This window comes from Serratia sp. CoH_134_PS_4 (assembly GCF_058190535.1).
The window spans coordinates 87,044-104,994 of the sequence record NZ_JBXWKI010000012.1 but is presented as its reverse complement, the minus strand read 5'-3'; the positions used below and the strand labels follow the sequence as shown (position 1 = coordinate 104,994).

Here is a 17,951-nt window from a genome sequence, read left to right as displayed (position 1 = left end):
AAACGCTGCGACAGTGGCTAATTCAGTGGGTTAACGCGGTTTTTTATGCTGTATTCAGCCGACATAGCTAGGGGGCACACAGGCCCCCGAATGAAGAAAATGCATTCAACTCAATATTGATTGAACATCTGCTGGATCTGTTTTGGGTCTTTCGTCTGCGTCAGTGCCAATTGCAGCAGGATCCGCGCTTTCTGCGGATTCAACGTGCCAGCGGCGACAAAGCCAAACTTGGTGTCATCCACTTCGGCGTCTTCCGTCGTGGAGCCCGTAAGCACTCTCGAAGAACGTACCACCGCAACGCCGTTATGTGCAGCCGTTGCCAACGTGTCGAACACCGTCTTGTACAGGTTACCGTTGCCCACCCCTGCGCTGACGATCCCCTGATAGCCTTCGGCAATCAACGCCTTGGCGGGTGCATCAGAAGCATTGGCGTAATTATAGATAATGCCGACTTTAGGCAGAGTGGTCAGGCTGGAGACGTCAAACGGGGTTTCTGTCGTGTGCTTACGCTGCGGTGAACGCTGGTAGTCGACCTTGCCGTTATGGATATAGCCAAGCGGACCATAGTTAGGTGACTGGAAAGTCTGTACCGAAGTGGTATTGGTTTTGGTCACATCGCGGGCATCCAGCACGCTGTCGTTCATCGCTACCAGAACCCCACGTTTAGCAGATTGCGGATCTGCCGCTGTGACTACTGCGTTATACAAATTGAACGGGCCGTCGGCACTCATTGCCGTTGCAGGGCGCATTGCGCCAACAATCACGACGGGCTTATCGCATTTGACGGTCAGATCCAGAAAATAGGCGGTTTCTTCCAGCGTGTCTGTGCCATGAGTAATGACAAAACCATCGGTCTTGGCACAGTCGGCGTTGATTTTCTTCGCCAGCGTCAACCACACCTCATCATTCATGTCCTGTGAACCGATGTTCACTACCTGCTCCCCCTGTACATTGGCGAGGTTTTTCAGCTCCGGTACGGCATTCACCAAAGCATCCACACCCAGCTTACCCGCCGTGTAATTCGATTTGGTGGCAGAGTCGCCACCGCCGGCAATGGTACCGCCGGTCGCCAGCAGGGTGATATTTGGCAATGCCAGCGCAGAACCGCTTGCGCCTGCCAACAGTAGCGCCACAACACTGAGTTTCACTGATTTCATTGGGTTTCTCCATGATAGATAACCCGCTGAATTATGGTCTTTATCCACAAAAAAACTGTGACTTTGCCATCGATTTAGGAATACATGGAGCTTGAGCGCAAAACCCCGTATCATTGCGCGTTTTTAGTACGCTCAAAAAGTGAAGACAATGACGCAAACTTTTATCCCTGGCAAAGACGCTGCGCTGGAAGACTCTATCGCCCGTTTCCAACAAAAATTAAGCGATCTGGGTTTTAACATCGAAGAAGCCTCATGGCTGAACCCGGTTCCACACGTATGGTCCGTTCACATCCGCGATCGTGATTGCCCGTTGTGCTTCACCAACGGTAAAGGCGCCAGCAAAAAAGCGGCGTTGGCTTCGGCTTTGGGCGAATACTTTGAACGCCTCTCTACCAATTACTTCTTCGCCGACTTCTACTTGGGCAAACAGATTGCCGAAGGCGATTTCGTGCATTACCCGAACGAGAAATGGTTCCCGATCCCAGCCGATGACTCGCTGCCAGCCGGCATTCTCGACGAGCGCCTGCATGCTTTCTATAACCCGGATCAAGATGTTAACGCCAGCGATCTGATCGATCTGCAATCTGGCAACGGTGATCGCGGCATCTGTGCGCTGCCTTTCGCACGTCAATCAGATCAGCAAACCGTTTATATCCCGATGAACATCATCGGTAACCTGTACGTGTCCAATGGCATGTCAGCCGGCAACACCGCTAACGAAGCCCGGGTACAGGGCTTGTCTGAAGTGTTCGAACGCTATGTGAAAAACCGCATTATTGCCGAATCCATCAGCCTGCCGGAGATCCCGGCCGAGGTCCTGAACCGCTATCCGGGCGTGGTGGAAGCCATTGCCAAGCTGGAAGAAGAAGGATTCCCGATCCTGTCTTATGATGCCTCTCTGGGCGGTAACTACCCGGTAATTTGCGTCGTGCTGTTCAACCCAGCTAACGGTACCTGTTTTGCGTCATTCGGTGCCCACCCTGATTTTGGCGTGGCACTTGAACGTACCGTCACGGAACTGCTGCAAGGCCGCAGCCTGAAAGATCTGGACGTGTTCACCGCGCCAACCTTCGACGACGAAGAAGTGGCAGAACACACCAATCTGGAAACCCACTTTATCGATTCCAGCGGTTTAATCTCTTGGGACATGTTCAAACAGGATGCAGATTATCCGTTTGTCGACTGGAGCTTCAGCGGCAGCACGCAGGAAGAGTTCGCAACCCTGATGAGTATCTTCGACAAAGAAGGTGCTGAAGTGTACATCGCAGACTACGAGCACCTGGATGTTTACGCCTGCCGTATCATCGTGCCGGGCATGTCCGACATCTATCCTGCGGAAGACCTTCTGCTGGCCAACAACAGCATGGGGGCACACCTGCGCGATACCCTACTGGCACTGCCAGGCAGTGAGTGGGAGCCACAGGAATACCTGGCGCTGATTGAGCGCCTGGACGATGAAGGTTTGGACGACTTCACGCGCGTGCGCGAGTTGCTTGGGATTGCCTCTGGCAAAGATAACGCCTGGTATACCCTGCGCGTTGGCGAGCTGAAGTCAATGCTGGCTCTGGCGGGCGGCGACATGGACCAGGCACTGATTTGGGCCGAGTGGACGCAGGATTTCAACGCTTCTGTATTGAGCCCGGAACGCAGCAACTACTACCGTTGCCTGCAAACCTTGCTGCTACTGACGCAAGAACCCGACCGCGATCCTGCACAGTATTACACGGCCTTCGTGAAGATGTATGGTCAGGAGGCGGTAGATGCTGCCTCAGCAGCTATCAGCGGCGAAGAGCGCTTTAACGGTCTGTTCGCTGTCGACAGCGATTTGAAAGCCTTACCTGCTCATCAGGCGCTGTTGGCGGCCTACGAAAAACTGCAGAACGCCAAACGCCGTTATTGGGCTCAGGCATAATCTCAGTTTCTGCGCGCCGGCACTCCCTTGCCGGCGCGACACAAAACCGCGTTCTTTCCCACTCTATCGATGCCCTTTCAAAAAAGAGTAAAACCTTATTTTGACGGTTAAATAGCCGGCTTTTCCTTTTATTTTTTTCAACCCATTACGCACTTATCGGCAAACAAGATAAATAAAACGGCAATTGTTACGCGTCGGTGAAATAATAATTAACCGATAATTAAACCTTCGCCGCCATAAAGTGACAAAACGCATGAAAATTTAACCTCAACGGTGCTGTTCCAACCTATAATTCAAAATTTTTTATAAACATTAAAAAAATGTTTTTTATTTAAAATCAATTACATAACCAAATAAACCCTGCGAATTATCCGGTTTTTGACCGCTTTAGTTTCTCGCCTTATGATCCAAATCAATTTTTACCCTATACTGCTTTGCTAGTATCTCATTGCGTTGTTTTAACCCTTAAAAGCGAGAGTTAGTGTGAAAGCTGACAACCCCTTCGATCTGATATTACCTGCAGCAACAGCGAAAATCGCTGAGGATGCAGGTGTGTATAAAGCCACCAAACATCCGCTGAAAACATTTTATTTGGCGATCACTGCCGGTGTCTTTATTTCTATCGCATTCGTATTTTATATCACTGCGACTACCGGCACTGCCGGTGTGCCTTTCGGCTTGGCAAAACTGGTCGGCGGCATCTGTTTCTCTCTGGGGTTAATGCTGGTGGTGGTTTCAGGCGCAGACCTGTTCACGTCCACCGTGCTGATTGTTATCGCCAAGGCCAGCGGCCGCATCAACTGGTACCAACTGGGTGCAAATTGGCTGAATGTCTATATCGGCAACCTGATTGGCGCACTGTTCTTTGTCGCACTCATCTGGTTCTCTGGCGAACACATGGTCGCCAATGGTCAATGGGGCCTGAACGTCCTGCAAACCGCCGATCACAAGCTGCATCACACCTTTGTTGAAGCCGTTTGCCTGGGCATTCTGGCTAACCTGATGGTCTGCCTGGCGGTGTGGATGAGCTACTCCGGCCGCAGCCTGATGGACAAAATGTTCGCCATGATCCTGCCGGTGGGTATGTTTGTCGCCAGCGGCTTCGAACACAGCATCGCAAACATGTTTATGATCCCTATGGGTATCGTGGTTAAAAACTTCGCCACGCCAGAGTTCTGGCAAGCCGTAGGGGCAACACCCGAGCAATTCGCTCATCTGACCGTAAGCAACTTTATCATCGACAATCTGATCCCTGTCACCATAGGCAACATCATTGGCGGCGGCTTACTGGTTGGGTTGACTTACTGGGTAATTTATCTGCGCGGTGGTGAACAACAGCACTAAGCTGTTAGTTACCGCGTGCCGAGTTAGAAATCCACAATTAAAGGTAGGTGTATAATGACCGAACTTAACGAGAAGTTAGCCAAAGCTTGGGAAGGTTTCAGCAAAGGTGACTGGCAGAATGAAGTCAACGTGCGTGACTTCATCCAGAAAAACTACACTCCTTACGAGGGTGATGAATCCTTCCTGGCTGGCGCAACTCAGGCCACCTCCACCTTGTGGGAAAAGGTTATGGAAGGGATCAAACTGGAAAACCGCACCCATGCGCCAGTTGATTTCGACACCAATGTTGCAGCGACAATCACTTCCCACGACGCTGGCTACATCGCGAAAGAACTGGAAACCATCGTAGGTTTGCAGACTGACGCCCCTCTGAAACGCGCGCTGATCCCATTTGGCGGCATCAAAATGGTGGAAGGTTCTTGTAAGGTTTATGGCCGCGAACTGGACCCACAGCTGAAAAAAGTCTTTACCGAATACCGTAAAACCCATAATCAGGGTGTGTTCGACGTTTACACCAAAGACATTCTGAACTGCCGTAAATCTGGCGTTCTGACCGGTCTGCCAGATGCTTACGGCCGTGGCCGTATCATCGGTGACTATCGCCGCGTAGCGCTGTATGGCATCGATTTCCTGATGGCCGACAAGCTGAACCAGTTCAAGTCACTGCAGGCTAAACTGGAAAACGGCGAAGATCTGGAAATGACCATCCAGTTGCGTGAAGAAATTGCTGAACAGCACCGCGCTCTGGGCCAGATTAAAGAAATGGCTGCTAAATATGGCTACGATATCTCAGGCCCTGCGACCAACGCACAAGAAGCCGTACAGTGGACCTACTTCGGCTACCTGGCCGCAGTAAAATCCCAGAACGGTGCCGCAATGTCCTTCGGCCGTGTGTCGACCTTCCTTGACGTGTTCATCCAACGCGACATCGACGCGGGCAAACTGAACGAAGAACAAGCGCAAGAGCTGATTGACCATCTGGTGATGAAACTGCGTATGGTGCGTTTCCTGCGTACCCCTGAATATGATGAACTGTTCTCTGGCGACCCAATCTGGGCGACCGAATCCTTGGCAGGTATGGGCGTTGACGGCCGTACTCTGGTAACCAAGAACAGCTTCCGCTTCCTGAACACCCTGTACACCATGGGGCCGTCTCCGGAACCGAACATGACCATCCTGTGGTCTGAAAAGCTGCCACTGAACTTCAAAAAATACGCGGCGAAAGTGTCTATCGACACCTCTTCCGTACAGTATGAAAATGACGACCTGATGCGTCCTGACTTCAACAACGATGACTATGCCATCGCCTGTTGCGTTAGCCCGATGATCGTCGGCAAACAAATGCAGTTCTTCGGCGCACGTGCCAACCTGGCGAAAACCATGTTGTACGCGATCAACGGCGGCGTTGATGAAAAACTGAAAATGCAGGTAGGCCCGAAAGAAGCACCAATGATGGATACCGTGCTGGACTATGACAAAGTCATGGAACGCATGGACCACTTTATGGATTGGCTGGCCAAGCAGTACGTGACCGCGCTGAACATCATTCACTACATGCACGACAAGTACAGCTATGAAGCTGCACTGATGGCGCTGCATGACCGTGACGTTTATCGCACCATGGCCTGTGGCATCGCCGGTCTGTCGGTTGCAGCTGACTCCCTGTCTGCTATCAAGTACGCTAAAGTCTCTACCATCCGTGATGAAGACGGCCTGGCCGTAGACTTCAAAATTGAAGGTGAATACCCGCAGTTCGGTAACAACGATGCCCGCGTTGATGACATCGCTTGTGACCTGGTGGAACGTTTCATGAAGAAAATTCAGAAACTGCGCACCTACCGTAATGCAGTAGCGACTCAGTCAGTACTGACCATCACGTCTAACGTGGTTTACGGCAAGAAAACCGGTAACACCCCAGATGGTCGCCGCGCTGGCGCTCCATTCGGTCCAGGTGCTAACCCAATGCACGGCCGTGACCAAAAAGGTGCCGTAGCCTCCTTGACCTCCGTAGCCAAACTGCCGTTTGCCTATGCGAAGGACGGGATCTCCTACACCTTCTCCATCGTGCCAAACGCGCTGGGCAAAGACGACGATGTACGTAAAGCTAACCTGGCAGGTCTGATGGACGGTTACTTCCATCACGAAGCGTCTATTGAAGGCGGCCAGCACCTGAACGTTAACGTGATGAACCGTGAAATGCTGCTGGACGCAATGGAAAACCCTGAGAAGTATCCTCAGCTGACCATTCGCGTATCCGGTTATGCCGTTCGCTTCAACTCGCTGACCAAAGAACAACAGCAAGACGTAATTACCCGTACTTTCACACAGTCGATGTAATTGCCCCATCCGGGCGGGGTTTCCCGCTCGGTGGTTAAGCTGAAACCCGGGGCCGGATCTTTCCGGCCTTTTTAGCAAATACCTTTCCCTGACTCAGCATGAGTCTGTTTTGCCAGATAGCTATACTCAATGGATATCCGGCAAAACAGTTATCCGGCATAAGAACCGGCCAACAGGAATCGTTCCACCCCAGTCGTCGGGCCCTGCCCGCTTGCTGCATCGCTGATCCCTGGCTGGCGGTTATGAGCCTATTTTTAGACTGCGTTTGACAGTCAATATTGGAGAAAACCCCGCAATGTCAGTGACAGGTCGCATCCACTCCTTCGAATCCTGTGGCACCGTAGACGGTCCAGGGATCCGCTTTATCGTTTTCTTCCAGGGCTGCCTGATGCGCTGCCTGTATTGCCATAACCGCGACACCTGGGATACCCACGGCGGAAAAGAAGTGACAGTGGAAGAGCTGATGAAAGATGCCGTCTCTTACCGCCACTTTATGAACGCCTCCGGCGGCGGCGTCACGGCTTCCGGCGGTGAGGCCATTCTACAAGCCGAGTTCGTCCGCGACTGGTTCCGTGCCTGCCATAAAGAAGGGATCAATACCTGTCTGGACACCAACGGTTTTGTACGTCGTTATGATCCGGTGATTGACGAACTGCTGGATGCTACCGATCTGGTGATGTTGGATCTCAAACAAATGAACGACGACATTCACCAAAATCTGGTAGGCGTTTCCAACCACCGCACGCTGGAATTCGCCCGCTATCTGGCGAAGCGTAATCAACGCACCTGGATCCGCTATGTGGTCGTGCCGGGCTGGTCAGATGATGATAAGTCTTCACATCTGCTGGGTGAATTCACCAAAGACATGACGAATATTGAGAAAATTGAGCTTCTGCCTTACCACGAACTGGGCAAGCACAAGTGGGTTGCAATGGGTGAAGAGTACAAGCTGGATGGCGTCCATCCGCCAAAAGCGGAAACCATGGAGCGCGTGAAAGGCATTCTTGAAAGCTACGGCCATAAAGTCATTTACTGATCCGCTTTCACTCGAAAAAAACCGGCGTACTCGCCGGTTTTTTTGTCCTCAGGCAGCGGCGAACGGCGTGTGATGACGATCCGGCTTTTGCTTTCTCAACAGCATCACCAGATACACCAACGCCACGGCGGCAATCATCACGAACAACACCCGATCAGAATAGTTCTGCATTAGCAGTGCCGTCATGGACGGCCCCAACAGGCTGCCGATGGTGTAGCTCATCAACAAGGCCTGATTCATCGCGACCAACTCATGCGGCATCGCTTTCTCACATGCCCAGGACATGGCCACCGGATACAGAGTGAACCCAGCACAGCCGAGGATGAACAATGCCGGTGCCATGGCATAGTTACCCAACATTGCCATACTTGCGAGGATCACAACAAACACCTGGATACGCAGGACCAGCAGACGGCCATAGCGATCGGCCAATCGACCGACCGGCCATTGACCGACGATGCCGGAACTGACCAGCAATGCCATCCAATAGCCGACATTCGCGTCGCTCATGCCCTGATGAGATAAATACAACGGCATCAAACCGTACAGCGAACCAAGTACAATACCGGAAATAATGCAGCCATTGATGCCCAGCCGCGCACTACGGCGTTTCAACATCGGCCATACCGCTGCCTGCTGCGGTTCGTCATGTTGGCTGTTCACTCGGGCAAACAACATCGGCAACATGGCGCTGATCACAATCGCAACCACCCACGGTACCACGTTCAGCAATTCCGTCGACACCATACTCAAGAGCAATTGGCCTACCACCGTACCCAGGTAATAAACCATCATATAGGCCGCCAGCAGTTGGCCACGGTTGGACAGATTACCGCTGCGCAGCAGTGCACTTTCCACAATCACCCAAATCCAGGCGCAGCCGACACCCGCGAAGAAACGCCAGCCCATCCAGCTCCAGAAATCGAGAGATAATGCCATACCGGCAGTCGCCACAGCGAACACCACACAGGCAAGATGATAACTGCGAGTAAAACCAATGCGCTGGATCAGTTTACCCGCAATCAATGTGCCAACCAGGTTGCCGGTAAAATAAGAGGAACTCACCATCCCCACCTGCCAGGTTGACAATTGAGCATGAGTTAACCAAAGAGGAACTAACGTATTCAAAACGGCAATAGAAACCGTAAGCAACAACAGACCACAGAGCAGCAGGAGCACTGGGCGAGAATATGCGGACATAGTGAGATTGAAACCGAACGCGCAATGAGAGTGCGCGCATCATGACACTGGCGATAAAAAAGTCAATCGGCACTTATGTATCCACCGCACAATTTGTGTTTGTCGGACAGACAGGCGCAACACAGTGCAAAAAACGCTATGCTGGTTACGGATAAAATTCGCTGCAAGGAAGGTTTATGATGGAAGGTAAAACAGAAGCGGCCGTCACCGCATTGCTGAGTGATATTGGCAGCACTCACGGCGAGCTTTTGGCCATTGTTGAACGCGTTCGCCAGGTTGTCACGGCTATGGGCGACAACGTCTGCGAATCCGTCAAATACGGTGGCATTATGTTTTCTAATACGACGTTTTTCTGCGGCGTATTTACCTATAGTAGCCATGTCTCGGTAGAGTTCGGCAATGGCTATCTGCTCGAGGATCCCCACCGCATGCTCGAAGGCAATGGCAAGTATCGCCGTCATATCAAGCTTTACTCGGTTGCCGATATCGATGAGAAACCGCTGGCAGAGTATGTCAGGCAGGCCTATGAGCTAGCTCTATCACACTAAACTGACAGGAACTCACCCTATATCCTGCGATGAACAGCCGACATCGCGCACCTGCCGGCTGTTCATTTTCTATCAGAAATGCAGCTCTAATGGCTCCACTTCGGCTGAACATTCTTTACCCCAGCCACTCAGGGTAATTTGCGCCAACTGCGCCAACCCTAAGTAGAATGGATGTCCTGCATTGGCTTGCAGCAATTCCAGGTAGCGTGGCGCCCAAGGCAGCACATGCTTTGTCAGCAACTGCTCGACCAAACCACCCTGCCGTTCTTCAGCCAACCAGGCCACCATCATCAACAAGGTGCCAATATGATCTTCGGGTTCATTACGATCATGCTGTGCTTCAATACCATTCGACCGCAACCAGCGGCGCAGACGCAAAGTTGAATTCCCAAACAGTACGTTTTCTTTGTCCAGATAGACCGAGCCCCATAAAGGTGCGGGTAAGGTGTCTGGGCCAACAAACAGGCGTTGGTAAGCCTCTGCCAAAGACTCGTCCTGCTGATCTTCAATCCCGGTAGCTATCAGAGCAGCCGCGCTCTGTAACTGCTCAGCGTCGCCATACGGCCATTCTTTGACCCACTCAGATTCAGACAGGGTTGCCAACAACTGTTGGCCGTCTTCACTTTCTGGCGGCGCATACAACAACACACCCAGCACCCGACCCGTTAAAGCGATATTTTCTAGCGTCATAAATCAAGGATCCTTTTAAGGGCGCAGCGAACTGCGCCTCACTACACTATTAACCGGCTACCGCCATGCCAACGGTCATATGCAGGCCGTAGAACACGCCCCGCCCGAGAAGCTCACCGGCGATAACCAAAATCAAACCTATAGCCATTCCCATCACGCTCGCGTTGCCACGGCGTAACAGTGGGCAAATCCAGCAGCCTAAACCCAGCACCACCAAGACCAAACGCCCAACCATTAATTGACCGTATTGGGGGATCAGCGCTGATGCTTGTTGCACCGAGCTATTGATGCTGGCCAGCTCATAGCCTTGCATCATCGCCGCACTCAGGCTGACCAGCAGCGCAACCACGCTAAGGATAGCCAATGAATAGCGGGCCGATACCGCTAACCCAGCCGCACGCAGTAACAAGCCCCCCAGCAGCGGCCCCCCGATCAGCAACGTCAGGAAAAAGTTCAGCGTAGTGTAACCGTTATGCCAGGTTGGCACAGTATCGATTTGATACACCTTTGTCATAGCGTAAACAAAGACAACCCCCAGCGCCATGGTCACCCACAACCACAGTTTGCCCAATGCTGGCGGCATTTTACCTAATATCGCCAACAGCCAATAGCAACCACCAACAGCGAAGAACACTGCGCCAGCGGCTATTTCGTTACTCAACGCCGATGCACCGACGCGGTTCAATGCGTTAAATGCCCGTAACGGCGAACCAAGATGCAGTGTGGAAGCGGCAAAAGCGATACCCATCAGCAACCACAAGAAAAACAGGGAACGATGAACCGTCCTGCTCTGCTGTTCATTCAGATTGCCGCCAATCACGGTAAGCCCCATAACGATAATCGCCCCCACCACACATTGCCCCAATACGGTAAACAACATCAGCGGCCATTCATGCCATCCCATACCCATATCAAACCTCCTTTGGATTGGCCAAATAGCCCGTGGTGTCACCGCTTGGGCGACTGTTGGCATTAGGTTTTAACACCAGGCAGGGGCGGGTAAAATGCGCCGCCGGCAGTGGTGCCACCTGGGCCAGGGTGCCATGCTGTTGCCTGAGTTGTTCAATCGGGCCAAAATCCAGGGCCCGCAACGGACAAGACTCTACGCAGACAGGTTTATGGCCTTCGGCCACCCGCTCATAACAGCCATCGCACTTGGTCATATGGCCCTTGGTGGCATTGTACTGCGGCGCACCGTACGGACAGGCCATATGGCAATAACGACAACCAATGCATACCTCTTCATTCACTACCACAAAACCGTCTTCCCGCTTGTGCATTGCCCCCGTAGGGCACACTTTTGTACAGGCGGGATCTTCACAATGGTTGCAGGCAATCGACAGATAATAGGCAAACACGTTCTGGTGCCAGCCATCACCCTCCTGCTGCCATTCCCCTCCGGCGTACTCATAGATGCGGCGGAAACTGACGTCCGGCGTCAGATTTTTAAAGTCCTTGCAGGCCAGTTCGCAGGTTTTGCAGCCAGTACAACGACTTGAATCGATAAAGAATCCATATTGCTGAGTCATTGGCTACCCCTTACACTTTTTCGATGTCAATCAGATTGGTATGCTGCGGATTACCCTTGGCCAAAGGTGAAGGCCGGTGGGTGGTCAACGTGTTCATGCAGGCGCCATGATCGATACGATCGCCCAGCATATCGGCCTGATGCCAAGCTCCCTGCCCCATAGCCACCAAACCAGGCATGATCCGTGGCGTGACTTTGGCTTCAACACGCACTTCGCCACGCCCGTTGAACACCCGGACCTTATCGCCGCCGACTATCCCGCGCGATCGGGCATCTAGGGGATTGATCCACACCTCCTGACGACAGGCCGCCTGCAAAACATCGATATTGCCGTAGGAAGAGTGGGTGCGGGCCTTGTAATGGAAGCCAAACATTTGCAAGGGGTAGGTTTTACGCAAAGGGTCATCCCAACCTTCAAAGGTAGAAGCGTAAATTGGCAATGGGCTGATGGTTTCGTCTTCTTCCAACTGCCAGCTACTGGCGATATCAGCTAGCCTGGCGGAGTAGATTTCAATTTTGCCGGACGGCGTTTTTAATGGGTTAGCTTCGGGGTCCTGGCGGAACTCTTTATACGCCACGAAATGGCCGTTAGGATCTTTGCGCTTATAGATCCCCATACCACGCAACGCTTCATAGCCCGGCAGCAGCGGATCCCGGTCCTGCATTTTAGCGTACAAATGTTGGAGCCATTGCGCCTGAGTTCGCCCTTCAGTGAACCCCTGATGTACCTCTGGCCCCAAGCGGCGTGCCACCTCACTCAGCACCTCATAAATACCCTTTCGTTCAAATTTGGCGGTGGTTGCAGGCTGAATAAAGATCAGATACCCCATGTTACCGGCATAGTCGTTGGGAATAATGTCTTCCTGTTCGACGGTCATCAGATCGGGCAGCAGAATGTCGGCATATTTGGCCGACGAGGTCATAAAGTTTTCCAGCACCACAATCATTTCGCATTGGGTGTCGTCCTGCAAAATATCGTGGGTTTTATTAATGTCAGAATGCTGGTTGGTGATGGTATTACCGGCATAGTTCCAGATGAACTTGATCGGCACGTTCAACTTGTCCTGGCCACGCACCCCATCGCGTTTGGCTGTCATCTCAGGGCCACGCACTATGGCATCGGTCCAGCTAAAGCAGGAAATTTTTGCTTTGACCGGGTTTGCCAACACCGGCATACGTTCAATGGTGATGGTATAGGTCGACTCACGTGCACCACTGTTACCGCCATTAATACCGACATTGCCGGTCAATATTGGCAGCATCGCGATAGCCCGCGCACTCAGTTCACCGTTGGCCTGACGTTGCGGCCCCCATCCCTGACAGATATAGGCCGGTTTCGCGGTGCCTATTTCCCGCGCCAGTTTGATAATGCGATCTGCCGGAATACCGGTGATTTTTGCCGCCCACTGCGGCGTTTTTTCAACGCCATCCTCGCCTTGACCAAGAATATAGGCTTTATAGTGCCCATTCACTGGCGCGCCAGCGGGTAAGGTTTTCTCATCGTAACCAATGCAATACCGATCAAGAAAGGGTTGATCGACCAAGTCTTCGCCGATCAAGACATGCGCCAGCCCAGCCACCAATGCCGCATCCGTACCTGGCCGGATGGGGATCCACTCATCCTCACGCCCGGCGGCCGTATCGGTATAACGTGGATCGATAACGATCATTCGCGCATTAGAACGTTCACGCGCCTGCTCCAGATAATAGGTAATGCCGCCGCCGCTCATCCGCGTTTCAGCCGGATTATTACCGAACATCACCACCAGCTTGCTGTTTTCGATATCAGAAGTGCTGTTACCTTCATTACTGCCGTAGGTATAAGGCATCGCACAGGCGATTTGCGCAGTGCTGTAAGTCCCATACTGCTCAAGGTAACCGCCATAACAATTCATCAGGCGGGCAACCAGCGAAGCATTGGGTGACGAACGGGTAATATTGCCGCCGACAATGCCTGAGGTGTAATTGATGTATACCGCTTCGTTACCGTATTGCTCGACGATCCGCTTCAGGTTGTTAGCGATGGCATCATACGCCTCGTCCCAGCTGATGCGTTTGAACTTGCCTTCACCACGCTTTCCGACGCGTTTCATCGGATAATTCAAACGATCCGGGTGGTTCATGCGACGGCGAATAGATCGTCCGCGCAAGCAGGCTCGAACCTGATGGTCTCCATAGTCATCCAGGCCGGTATTATCCGTCTCGACCCAGTACACCTCATCATCGCGGACATGCAAACGTAAGGCACAGCGGCTGCCACAGTTAACGGAACAAGCCCCCCATACCACTTTGTCGCGCGCGGCTTCTTGCACGCTTTCACTGATTGAGTCGGCGACTGCACGGCGGCTAAAAGGTAATACTATGCCCCCGACTGCCATTGCCAAGCCAAGGATACCGCCAGACTTCACCAAGGTACGACGGCTGACACCTTCGGACATTGAGTCGTTTACTTTGTTTTCCAACATAACTCACTCCACGTTTTACCCAGGTATTGATAAACGTCATGCCTTTGACTCAAGGCAACGGGCAGGGAGACAGATCCGATGTCTGTTAATAGGCTTGTATAAAAACCCTTCTCCAGGAGTGGATATTACTCAGAAGTGGTTAGTGAACTTTGTCTGCTATCAATAAAGCGGGGGAAGTAGATGAAAGAAAAAGGACTTTCGAACAAAGGGATAATAATTTTCTTATAAAAAAAGCGCCCGTAGGCGCTTTTTATGCAGCGGCTAATTAATTAACCGATATATTCCAGGCCACCCATGTATGGGCGTAATACTTCTGGCACCTGAATGCGGCCATCAGCTTGCTGGTAGTTCTCCAGCACCGCCACCAGCGTGCGACCCACAGCCAAACCAGAACCGTTCAGCGTGTGCACCAGACGCGGCTTTTTCTCGGTTTTGCTGCGGCAGCGCGCTTGCATACGGCGCGCCTGATAATCCCACATGTTGGAGCAGGAGGAGATCTCACGGTACGTATTTTGCGCCGGCAGCCATACTTCCAGATCGTAGGTTTTGCATGAACCTGCGCCCATGTCACCGGTACACAGCAACATTTTACGGTAAGGCAGGTTCAACAACTGCAGCACTTTCTCTGCATGGCCGGTCAGTTCTTCCAGCGTAGCCATTGAATCTTCTGGACGTACGATCTGCACCATCTCGACCTTATCGAACTGGTGCATACGGATCAAACCACGCGTGTCACGGCCATAAGAACCGGCTTCAGCACGGAAACATGGCGTATGCGCGGTCATCTTCAGCGGCAGAGATTCCTCTTCCAGGATCTCGTCACGTACCAGGTTGGTCAACGGCACTTCTGCTGTTGGGATCAACGCATAGTTGCTGCTGTCCGATTCTTCTTCCAGGGGTTTGGTGTGGAACAGGTCTTCACCAAACTTCGGCAACTGGCCGGTACCGTACAAGGTTGCGTGGTTCACCAAGTAAGGTACATAAGTTTCCAGGTAGCCGTGCTGTTCAGTGTGCAGATCCAGCATGAATTGGGATAACGCACGGTGCATGCGGGCGATTTGCCCTTTCATCACCACAAAACGGGAACCCGTCAATTTAACTGCGGCGGCAAAGTCCAGGCCACCGGCCATTTCGCCAAGATCGACATGATCGCGCACCGGGAAATCGTACTGACGCGGTTCGCCCCAGCGGCTGACTTCCTGGTTATCGCTGTCGTCTTTACCCACTGGCACAGCATCGTCCGGCAAGTTCGGGATCGCCAACGCATAGTCACGGATTTCAGCCTGCAGCTGATCCAGTGCGGCCTTGGCAGAATCCAGCTTGTCACCCAGTTCGTTCACTTCGCGACGCAGCGGCTCAATGTCTTCCCCGCGCGCTTTAGCCGCGCCGATGGATTTCGATCGGGAGTTACGTTCGGCCTGCAGTGTTTCAGTTTCTACCTGCAGAACTTTGCGGCGCTCTTCTTGAGAACGCAGCAGATCCAGATCGAGTTTAAAGCCTCGGCGAGCCAGTTTGACGGCGACTGCGTCTAGCTCATTACGCAGCAGATTGGGATCGAGCATGCTAATCCTGTGCTTATTGTTATTGAAAGAAAATTTGTTGTTTTATTCGGCTGAATTTGAAGCCGTATAAAGGAGAGTGATACCCGCTAACCTTACCGCAACGGCAACGCTAGCGGTAGCGTTTTGTCTGGCTATTTTGATCCTGCTCAGCCAGCCATGCCAGCTTTTCGCCGATTTTACCTTCCAGGCCCCGTGAGGTTGGATGATAGTAACGCGTCTTGGCCATTTCGGGTGGGAAATAGTCTTCACCCGCCGCATAAGCATTGGGCTCATCGTGAGCGTAGCGGTACTCCGCGCCCAACCCCATTTCTTTCATCAATTTGGTTGGTGCATTGCGCAGATGTTCCGGCACGTCGTAGTCGGCCATCTCTTTGGCGTCACGCATGGCCGCTTTAAAAGCGGTATAAACTGCATTGCTTTTTGGTGCACAAGCCAGATAGACGATAGCCTGAGCAATAGCGCGCTCGCCTTCTGCCGGCCCGACGCGGGTGAAACAGTCCCAGGCGGCGATCGCCACCTGCATACCCCGCGGATCGGCATTGCCGACATCTTCTGAGGCAATCGCCAGCAGCCGGCGCGCCACATACAGCGGATCGCCCCCGGCTGTAATAATACGCGCATACCAATACAGCGCAGCATCTGGTGCCGAGCCGCGTACCGATTTATGCAGCGCCGAGATCAAATCGTAATAACGGTCACCTTTATTATCGAAACGCGCACTGCGTTCGCCGGAGACTTCTTTCAGTAATTCCGGCGTCAGCACGCGTATACCTTTGGCGTTAATTTCCGCCATATCAGCCATCATTTCCAGGCTGTTCAACGCCCGGCGTGCGTCCCCCCCCACCAGCTCGGACAGCATACGGCGGGTCTCTTCAGGCAGTTCGATATTCTGGCCGCCAAAACCCCGGCCGTTGTCTTGCATCGCCTGATCCAGCACCTGGCTGATATCGTCGGCAGTTAGTGCTTTCAACAGATACACACGAGCACGTGACAACAGCGCCGAGTTCAGCTCAAAGGACGGGTTTTCGGTGGTTGCGCCGATAAAGGTTATGGTGCCGTCTTCAATATGCGGCAGGAAGGCATCCTGCTGGCTTTTATTGAAACGATGCACTTCATCTACAAACAAGATAGTGCGACGACCGGCGTCACGGTTCTGGCGCGCACGCTCGATCGCCTCACGGATCTCTTTAATGCCGGACGTCACGGCCGAAATCCGCTCGACGTCCGCTTGGCCGTAACGACCAATCAATTCCGCCAGCGTCGTTTTCCCGGTGCCCGGCGGCCCCCACAGAATCATCGAATGCAGTTGCCCTGCCTCGATAGCGCGTGGCAAAGGCTTGCCGGCAGCCAACAGGTGCTGTTGGCCGATATACTGTGCCAGCGTGGTCGGCCGCATGCGGGCGGCCAACGGCTGGAACTCGTTCTGGGAAAAATCGAGCGACATATTACTCACGCTGACCTCACTGGCGCTGGTCGTCCAGCGTCACCCCCTTCGGCGGGGTAAATTTAAATTTGCTGGCATCAGCAGCAACATTCTGCTGGCTTTTCAGTGCATAAGAACTACGCTGGCCGTCCTGCTCAACCGCAGCAAAACTGCGAATAGTACCGCTGTTCGTGACGGTAATAGCGAACTGTTTCAGGTTGCCATTGCTGGTTTTTGGCGTAAGTTCAAAATCATCACCTTTCTGCTTAACGTTGTACTGTTTCCAGTCATTGGCGTTGTTGCGGGTGATCAGCATAAACGGCGTATTACCCGTGGCGTTTTTCAACCAGGTTGCCGTCACTTGTTCAACAAAGGGGTTGTAGAACCACAGGGTTTGCCCGTCTGATACCAACACGCTCTCGTCTGGCGAGGTCATGTGCCAATTAAACAGATTTGGGCGCTTCACCCAAAGTTCACCTTCTCCCTGCTGTACGGCAGCGCCATCGCTGCTGGTCACAGTTTGGGAGAAGCTAGCGTGGAAACTGTTCACTTTCGCCAGGCGACTTTGCAGATCCTGCGCGGCGTCGGCCAACACAGAGGTGGAAGCGAATCCCGAAAGCAGACAACAGGCAACTAACAGTTTTTTCATTATTCCAGATACCTTATGAAATGCGTTAACCGCAAGGCGTTGCCGTGCGGGTCAAATTAACCCTTAACCCCTTTACTCTACCCGAAGCTATCGGCAGGCA

At 52.7% G+C, this 17,951-nt stretch carries 14 protein-coding genes; 5 read left to right on the top strand and 9 right to left on the bottom strand.

The window, feature by feature from the left end; translation table 11 throughout:
• Positions 1–110 precede the first annotated feature (110 nt).
• On the bottom strand, positions 111–1,157 hold the full coding sequence (ansB, locus tag AC2FCQ_RS18465) for an L-asparaginase 2 (RefSeq protein ID WP_490308738.1): 1,047 nt from the start codon (positions 1,155–1,157) through the stop codon (positions 111–113).
• 148 nt (positions 1,158–1,305) lie between these two features.
• Here ansB and ycaO point away from each other — a divergent pair, with 148 nt between their 5' ends.
• The 4 genes from ycaO to pflA all read left to right on the top strand — a co-directional run bounded on the left by ycaO (position 1,306) and on the right by pflA (position 7,786).
• Positions 1,306–3,069 (top strand): 30S ribosomal protein S12 methylthiotransferase accessory factor YcaO, encoded by a 1,764-nt coding sequence (ycaO, locus tag AC2FCQ_RS18460; RefSeq protein ID WP_490308739.1) that lies wholly within the window; start codon positions 1,306–1,308, stop codon positions 3,067–3,069.
• A 483-nt stretch (positions 3,070–3,552) separates the two neighbouring features.
• On the top strand, positions 3,553–4,413 hold the full coding sequence (gene focA, locus AC2FCQ_RS18455) for a formate transporter FocA (RefSeq protein WP_209632560.1): 861 nt from the start codon (positions 3,553–3,555) through the stop codon (positions 4,411–4,413).
• 54 nt (positions 4,414–4,467) lie between these two features.
• A complete protein-coding gene (pflB, locus tag AC2FCQ_RS18450) occupies positions 4,468–6,750 on the top strand; it encodes a formate C-acetyltransferase (protein ID WP_209632559.1) in 2,283 nt (760 codons plus the stop codon).
• A gap of 295 nt (positions 6,751–7,045) precedes the next feature.
• Positions 7,046–7,786 (top strand): pyruvate formate lyase 1-activating protein, encoded by a 741-nt coding sequence (gene pflA / locus AC2FCQ_RS18445; RefSeq protein ID WP_209632558.1) that lies wholly within the window; start codon positions 7,046–7,048, stop codon positions 7,784–7,786.
• A gap of 48 nt (positions 7,787–7,834) precedes the next feature.
• Here pflA and AC2FCQ_RS18440 read toward each other — a convergent pair whose 3' ends face one another.
• Complete coding sequence (locus AC2FCQ_RS18440; protein ID WP_209632557.1) at positions 7,835–8,986, bottom strand: MFS transporter; 1,152 nt, start codon at positions 8,984–8,986, stop codon at positions 7,835–7,837.
• Positions 8,987–9,165: 179 nt separating this feature from the next.
• On the opposite strand from AC2FCQ_RS18440, the gene AC2FCQ_RS18435 reads away from it, so the two are divergent.
• The gene (locus AC2FCQ_RS18435) at positions 9,166–9,534 is read left to right on the top strand and encodes a DUF1801 domain-containing protein (protein ID WP_265555350.1); all 369 of its coding nucleotides are present in this window, start codon (positions 9,166–9,168) and stop codon (positions 9,532–9,534) included.
• A 72-nt stretch (positions 9,535–9,606) separates the two neighbouring features.
• On the opposite strand, the gene dmsD is transcribed toward AC2FCQ_RS18435, so the two are convergent.
• The 7 genes from dmsD to lolA form a co-directional block, all read right to left on the bottom strand.
• Entirely contained in the window at positions 9,607–10,224 is a 618-nt protein-coding gene (gene dmsD, locus AC2FCQ_RS18430) for a Tat proofreading chaperone DmsD (RefSeq protein WP_209632556.1), read from the bottom strand.
• 49 nt (positions 10,225–10,273) lie between these two features.
• Positions 10,274–11,134, bottom strand: a complete 861-nt coding sequence (locus tag AC2FCQ_RS18425) for a DmsC/YnfH family molybdoenzyme membrane anchor subunit (protein ID WP_490308740.1) — start codon at positions 11,132–11,134, stop codon at positions 10,274–10,276.
• A gap of 1 nt (position 11,135) precedes the next feature.
• Positions 11,136–11,753: a DMSO/selenate family reductase complex B subunit gene (locus AC2FCQ_RS18420; RefSeq protein ID WP_404759947.1), complete on the bottom strand. Its 618-nt coding sequence runs from the start codon at positions 11,751–11,753 to the stop codon at positions 11,136–11,138.
• Positions 11,754–11,763: 10 nt separating this feature from the next.
• Entirely contained in the window at positions 11,764–14,217 is a 2,454-nt protein-coding gene (gene ynfE / locus AC2FCQ_RS18415; RefSeq protein WP_490308741.1) for a selenate/tellurate reductase subunit YnfE, read from the bottom strand.
• Between the two features lie 269 nt (positions 14,218–14,486).
• The gene (serS, locus tag AC2FCQ_RS18410; RefSeq protein WP_209632551.1) at positions 14,487–15,779 is read right to left on the bottom strand and encodes a serine--tRNA ligase; all 1,293 of its coding nucleotides are present in this window, start codon (positions 15,777–15,779) and stop codon (positions 14,487–14,489) included.
• Positions 15,780–15,888: 109 nt separating this feature from the next.
• Complete coding sequence (locus AC2FCQ_RS18405; RefSeq protein WP_209632550.1) at positions 15,889–17,232, bottom strand: replication-associated recombination protein A; 1,344 nt, start codon at positions 17,230–17,232, stop codon at positions 15,889–15,891.
• 7 nt (positions 17,233–17,239) lie between these two features.
• Positions 17,240–17,851: an outer membrane lipoprotein periplasmic chaperone LolA gene (lolA, locus tag AC2FCQ_RS18400; RefSeq protein WP_209632549.1), complete on the bottom strand. Its 612-nt coding sequence runs from the start codon at positions 17,849–17,851 to the stop codon at positions 17,240–17,242.
• Positions 17,852–17,951: the final 100 nt, after the last annotated feature.

Coding starts and splice junctions, on each gene's coding strand:
- dmsD (WP_209632556.1), bottom strand. CDS start 10,224: ATGACGCTAGAAAATATCGCTTTAACGGGTCGGGTGCTGGGTGTGTTG.
- AC2FCQ_RS18420 (WP_404759947.1), bottom strand. CDS start 11,753: ATGACTCAGCAATATGGATTCTTTATCGATTCAAGTCGTTGTACTGGC.
- pflB (WP_209632559.1), top strand. CDS start 4,468: ATGACCGAACTTAACGAGAAGTTAGCCAAAGCTTGGGAAGGTTTCAGC.
- ycaO (WP_490308739.1), top strand. CDS start 1,306: ATGACGCAAACTTTTATCCCTGGCAAAGACGCTGCGCTGGAAGACTCT.
- ynfE (WP_490308741.1), bottom strand. CDS start 14,217: ATGTTGGAAAACAAAGTAAACGACTCAATGTCCGAAGGTGTCAGCCGT.
- AC2FCQ_RS18440 (WP_209632557.1), bottom strand. CDS start 8,986: ATGTCCGCATATTCTCGCCCAGTGCTCCTGCTGCTCTGTGGTCTGTTG.
- serS (WP_209632551.1), bottom strand. CDS start 15,779: ATGCTCGATCCCAATCTGCTGCGTAATGAGCTAGACGCAGTCGCCGTC.
- AC2FCQ_RS18435 (WP_265555350.1), top strand. CDS start 9,166: ATGGAAGGTAAAACAGAAGCGGCCGTCACCGCATTGCTGAGTGATATT.
- AC2FCQ_RS18425 (WP_490308740.1), bottom strand. CDS start 11,134: ATGGGTATGGGATGGCATGAATGGCCGCTGATGTTGTTTACCGTATTG.
- lolA (WP_209632549.1), bottom strand. CDS start 17,851: ATGAAAAAACTGTTAGTTGCCTGTTGTCTGCTTTCGGGATTCGCTTCC.
- pflA (WP_209632558.1), top strand. CDS start 7,046: ATGTCAGTGACAGGTCGCATCCACTCCTTCGAATCCTGTGGCACCGTA.
- ansB (WP_490308738.1), bottom strand. CDS start 1,157: ATGAAATCAGTGAAACTCAGTGTTGTGGCGCTACTGTTGGCAGGCGCA.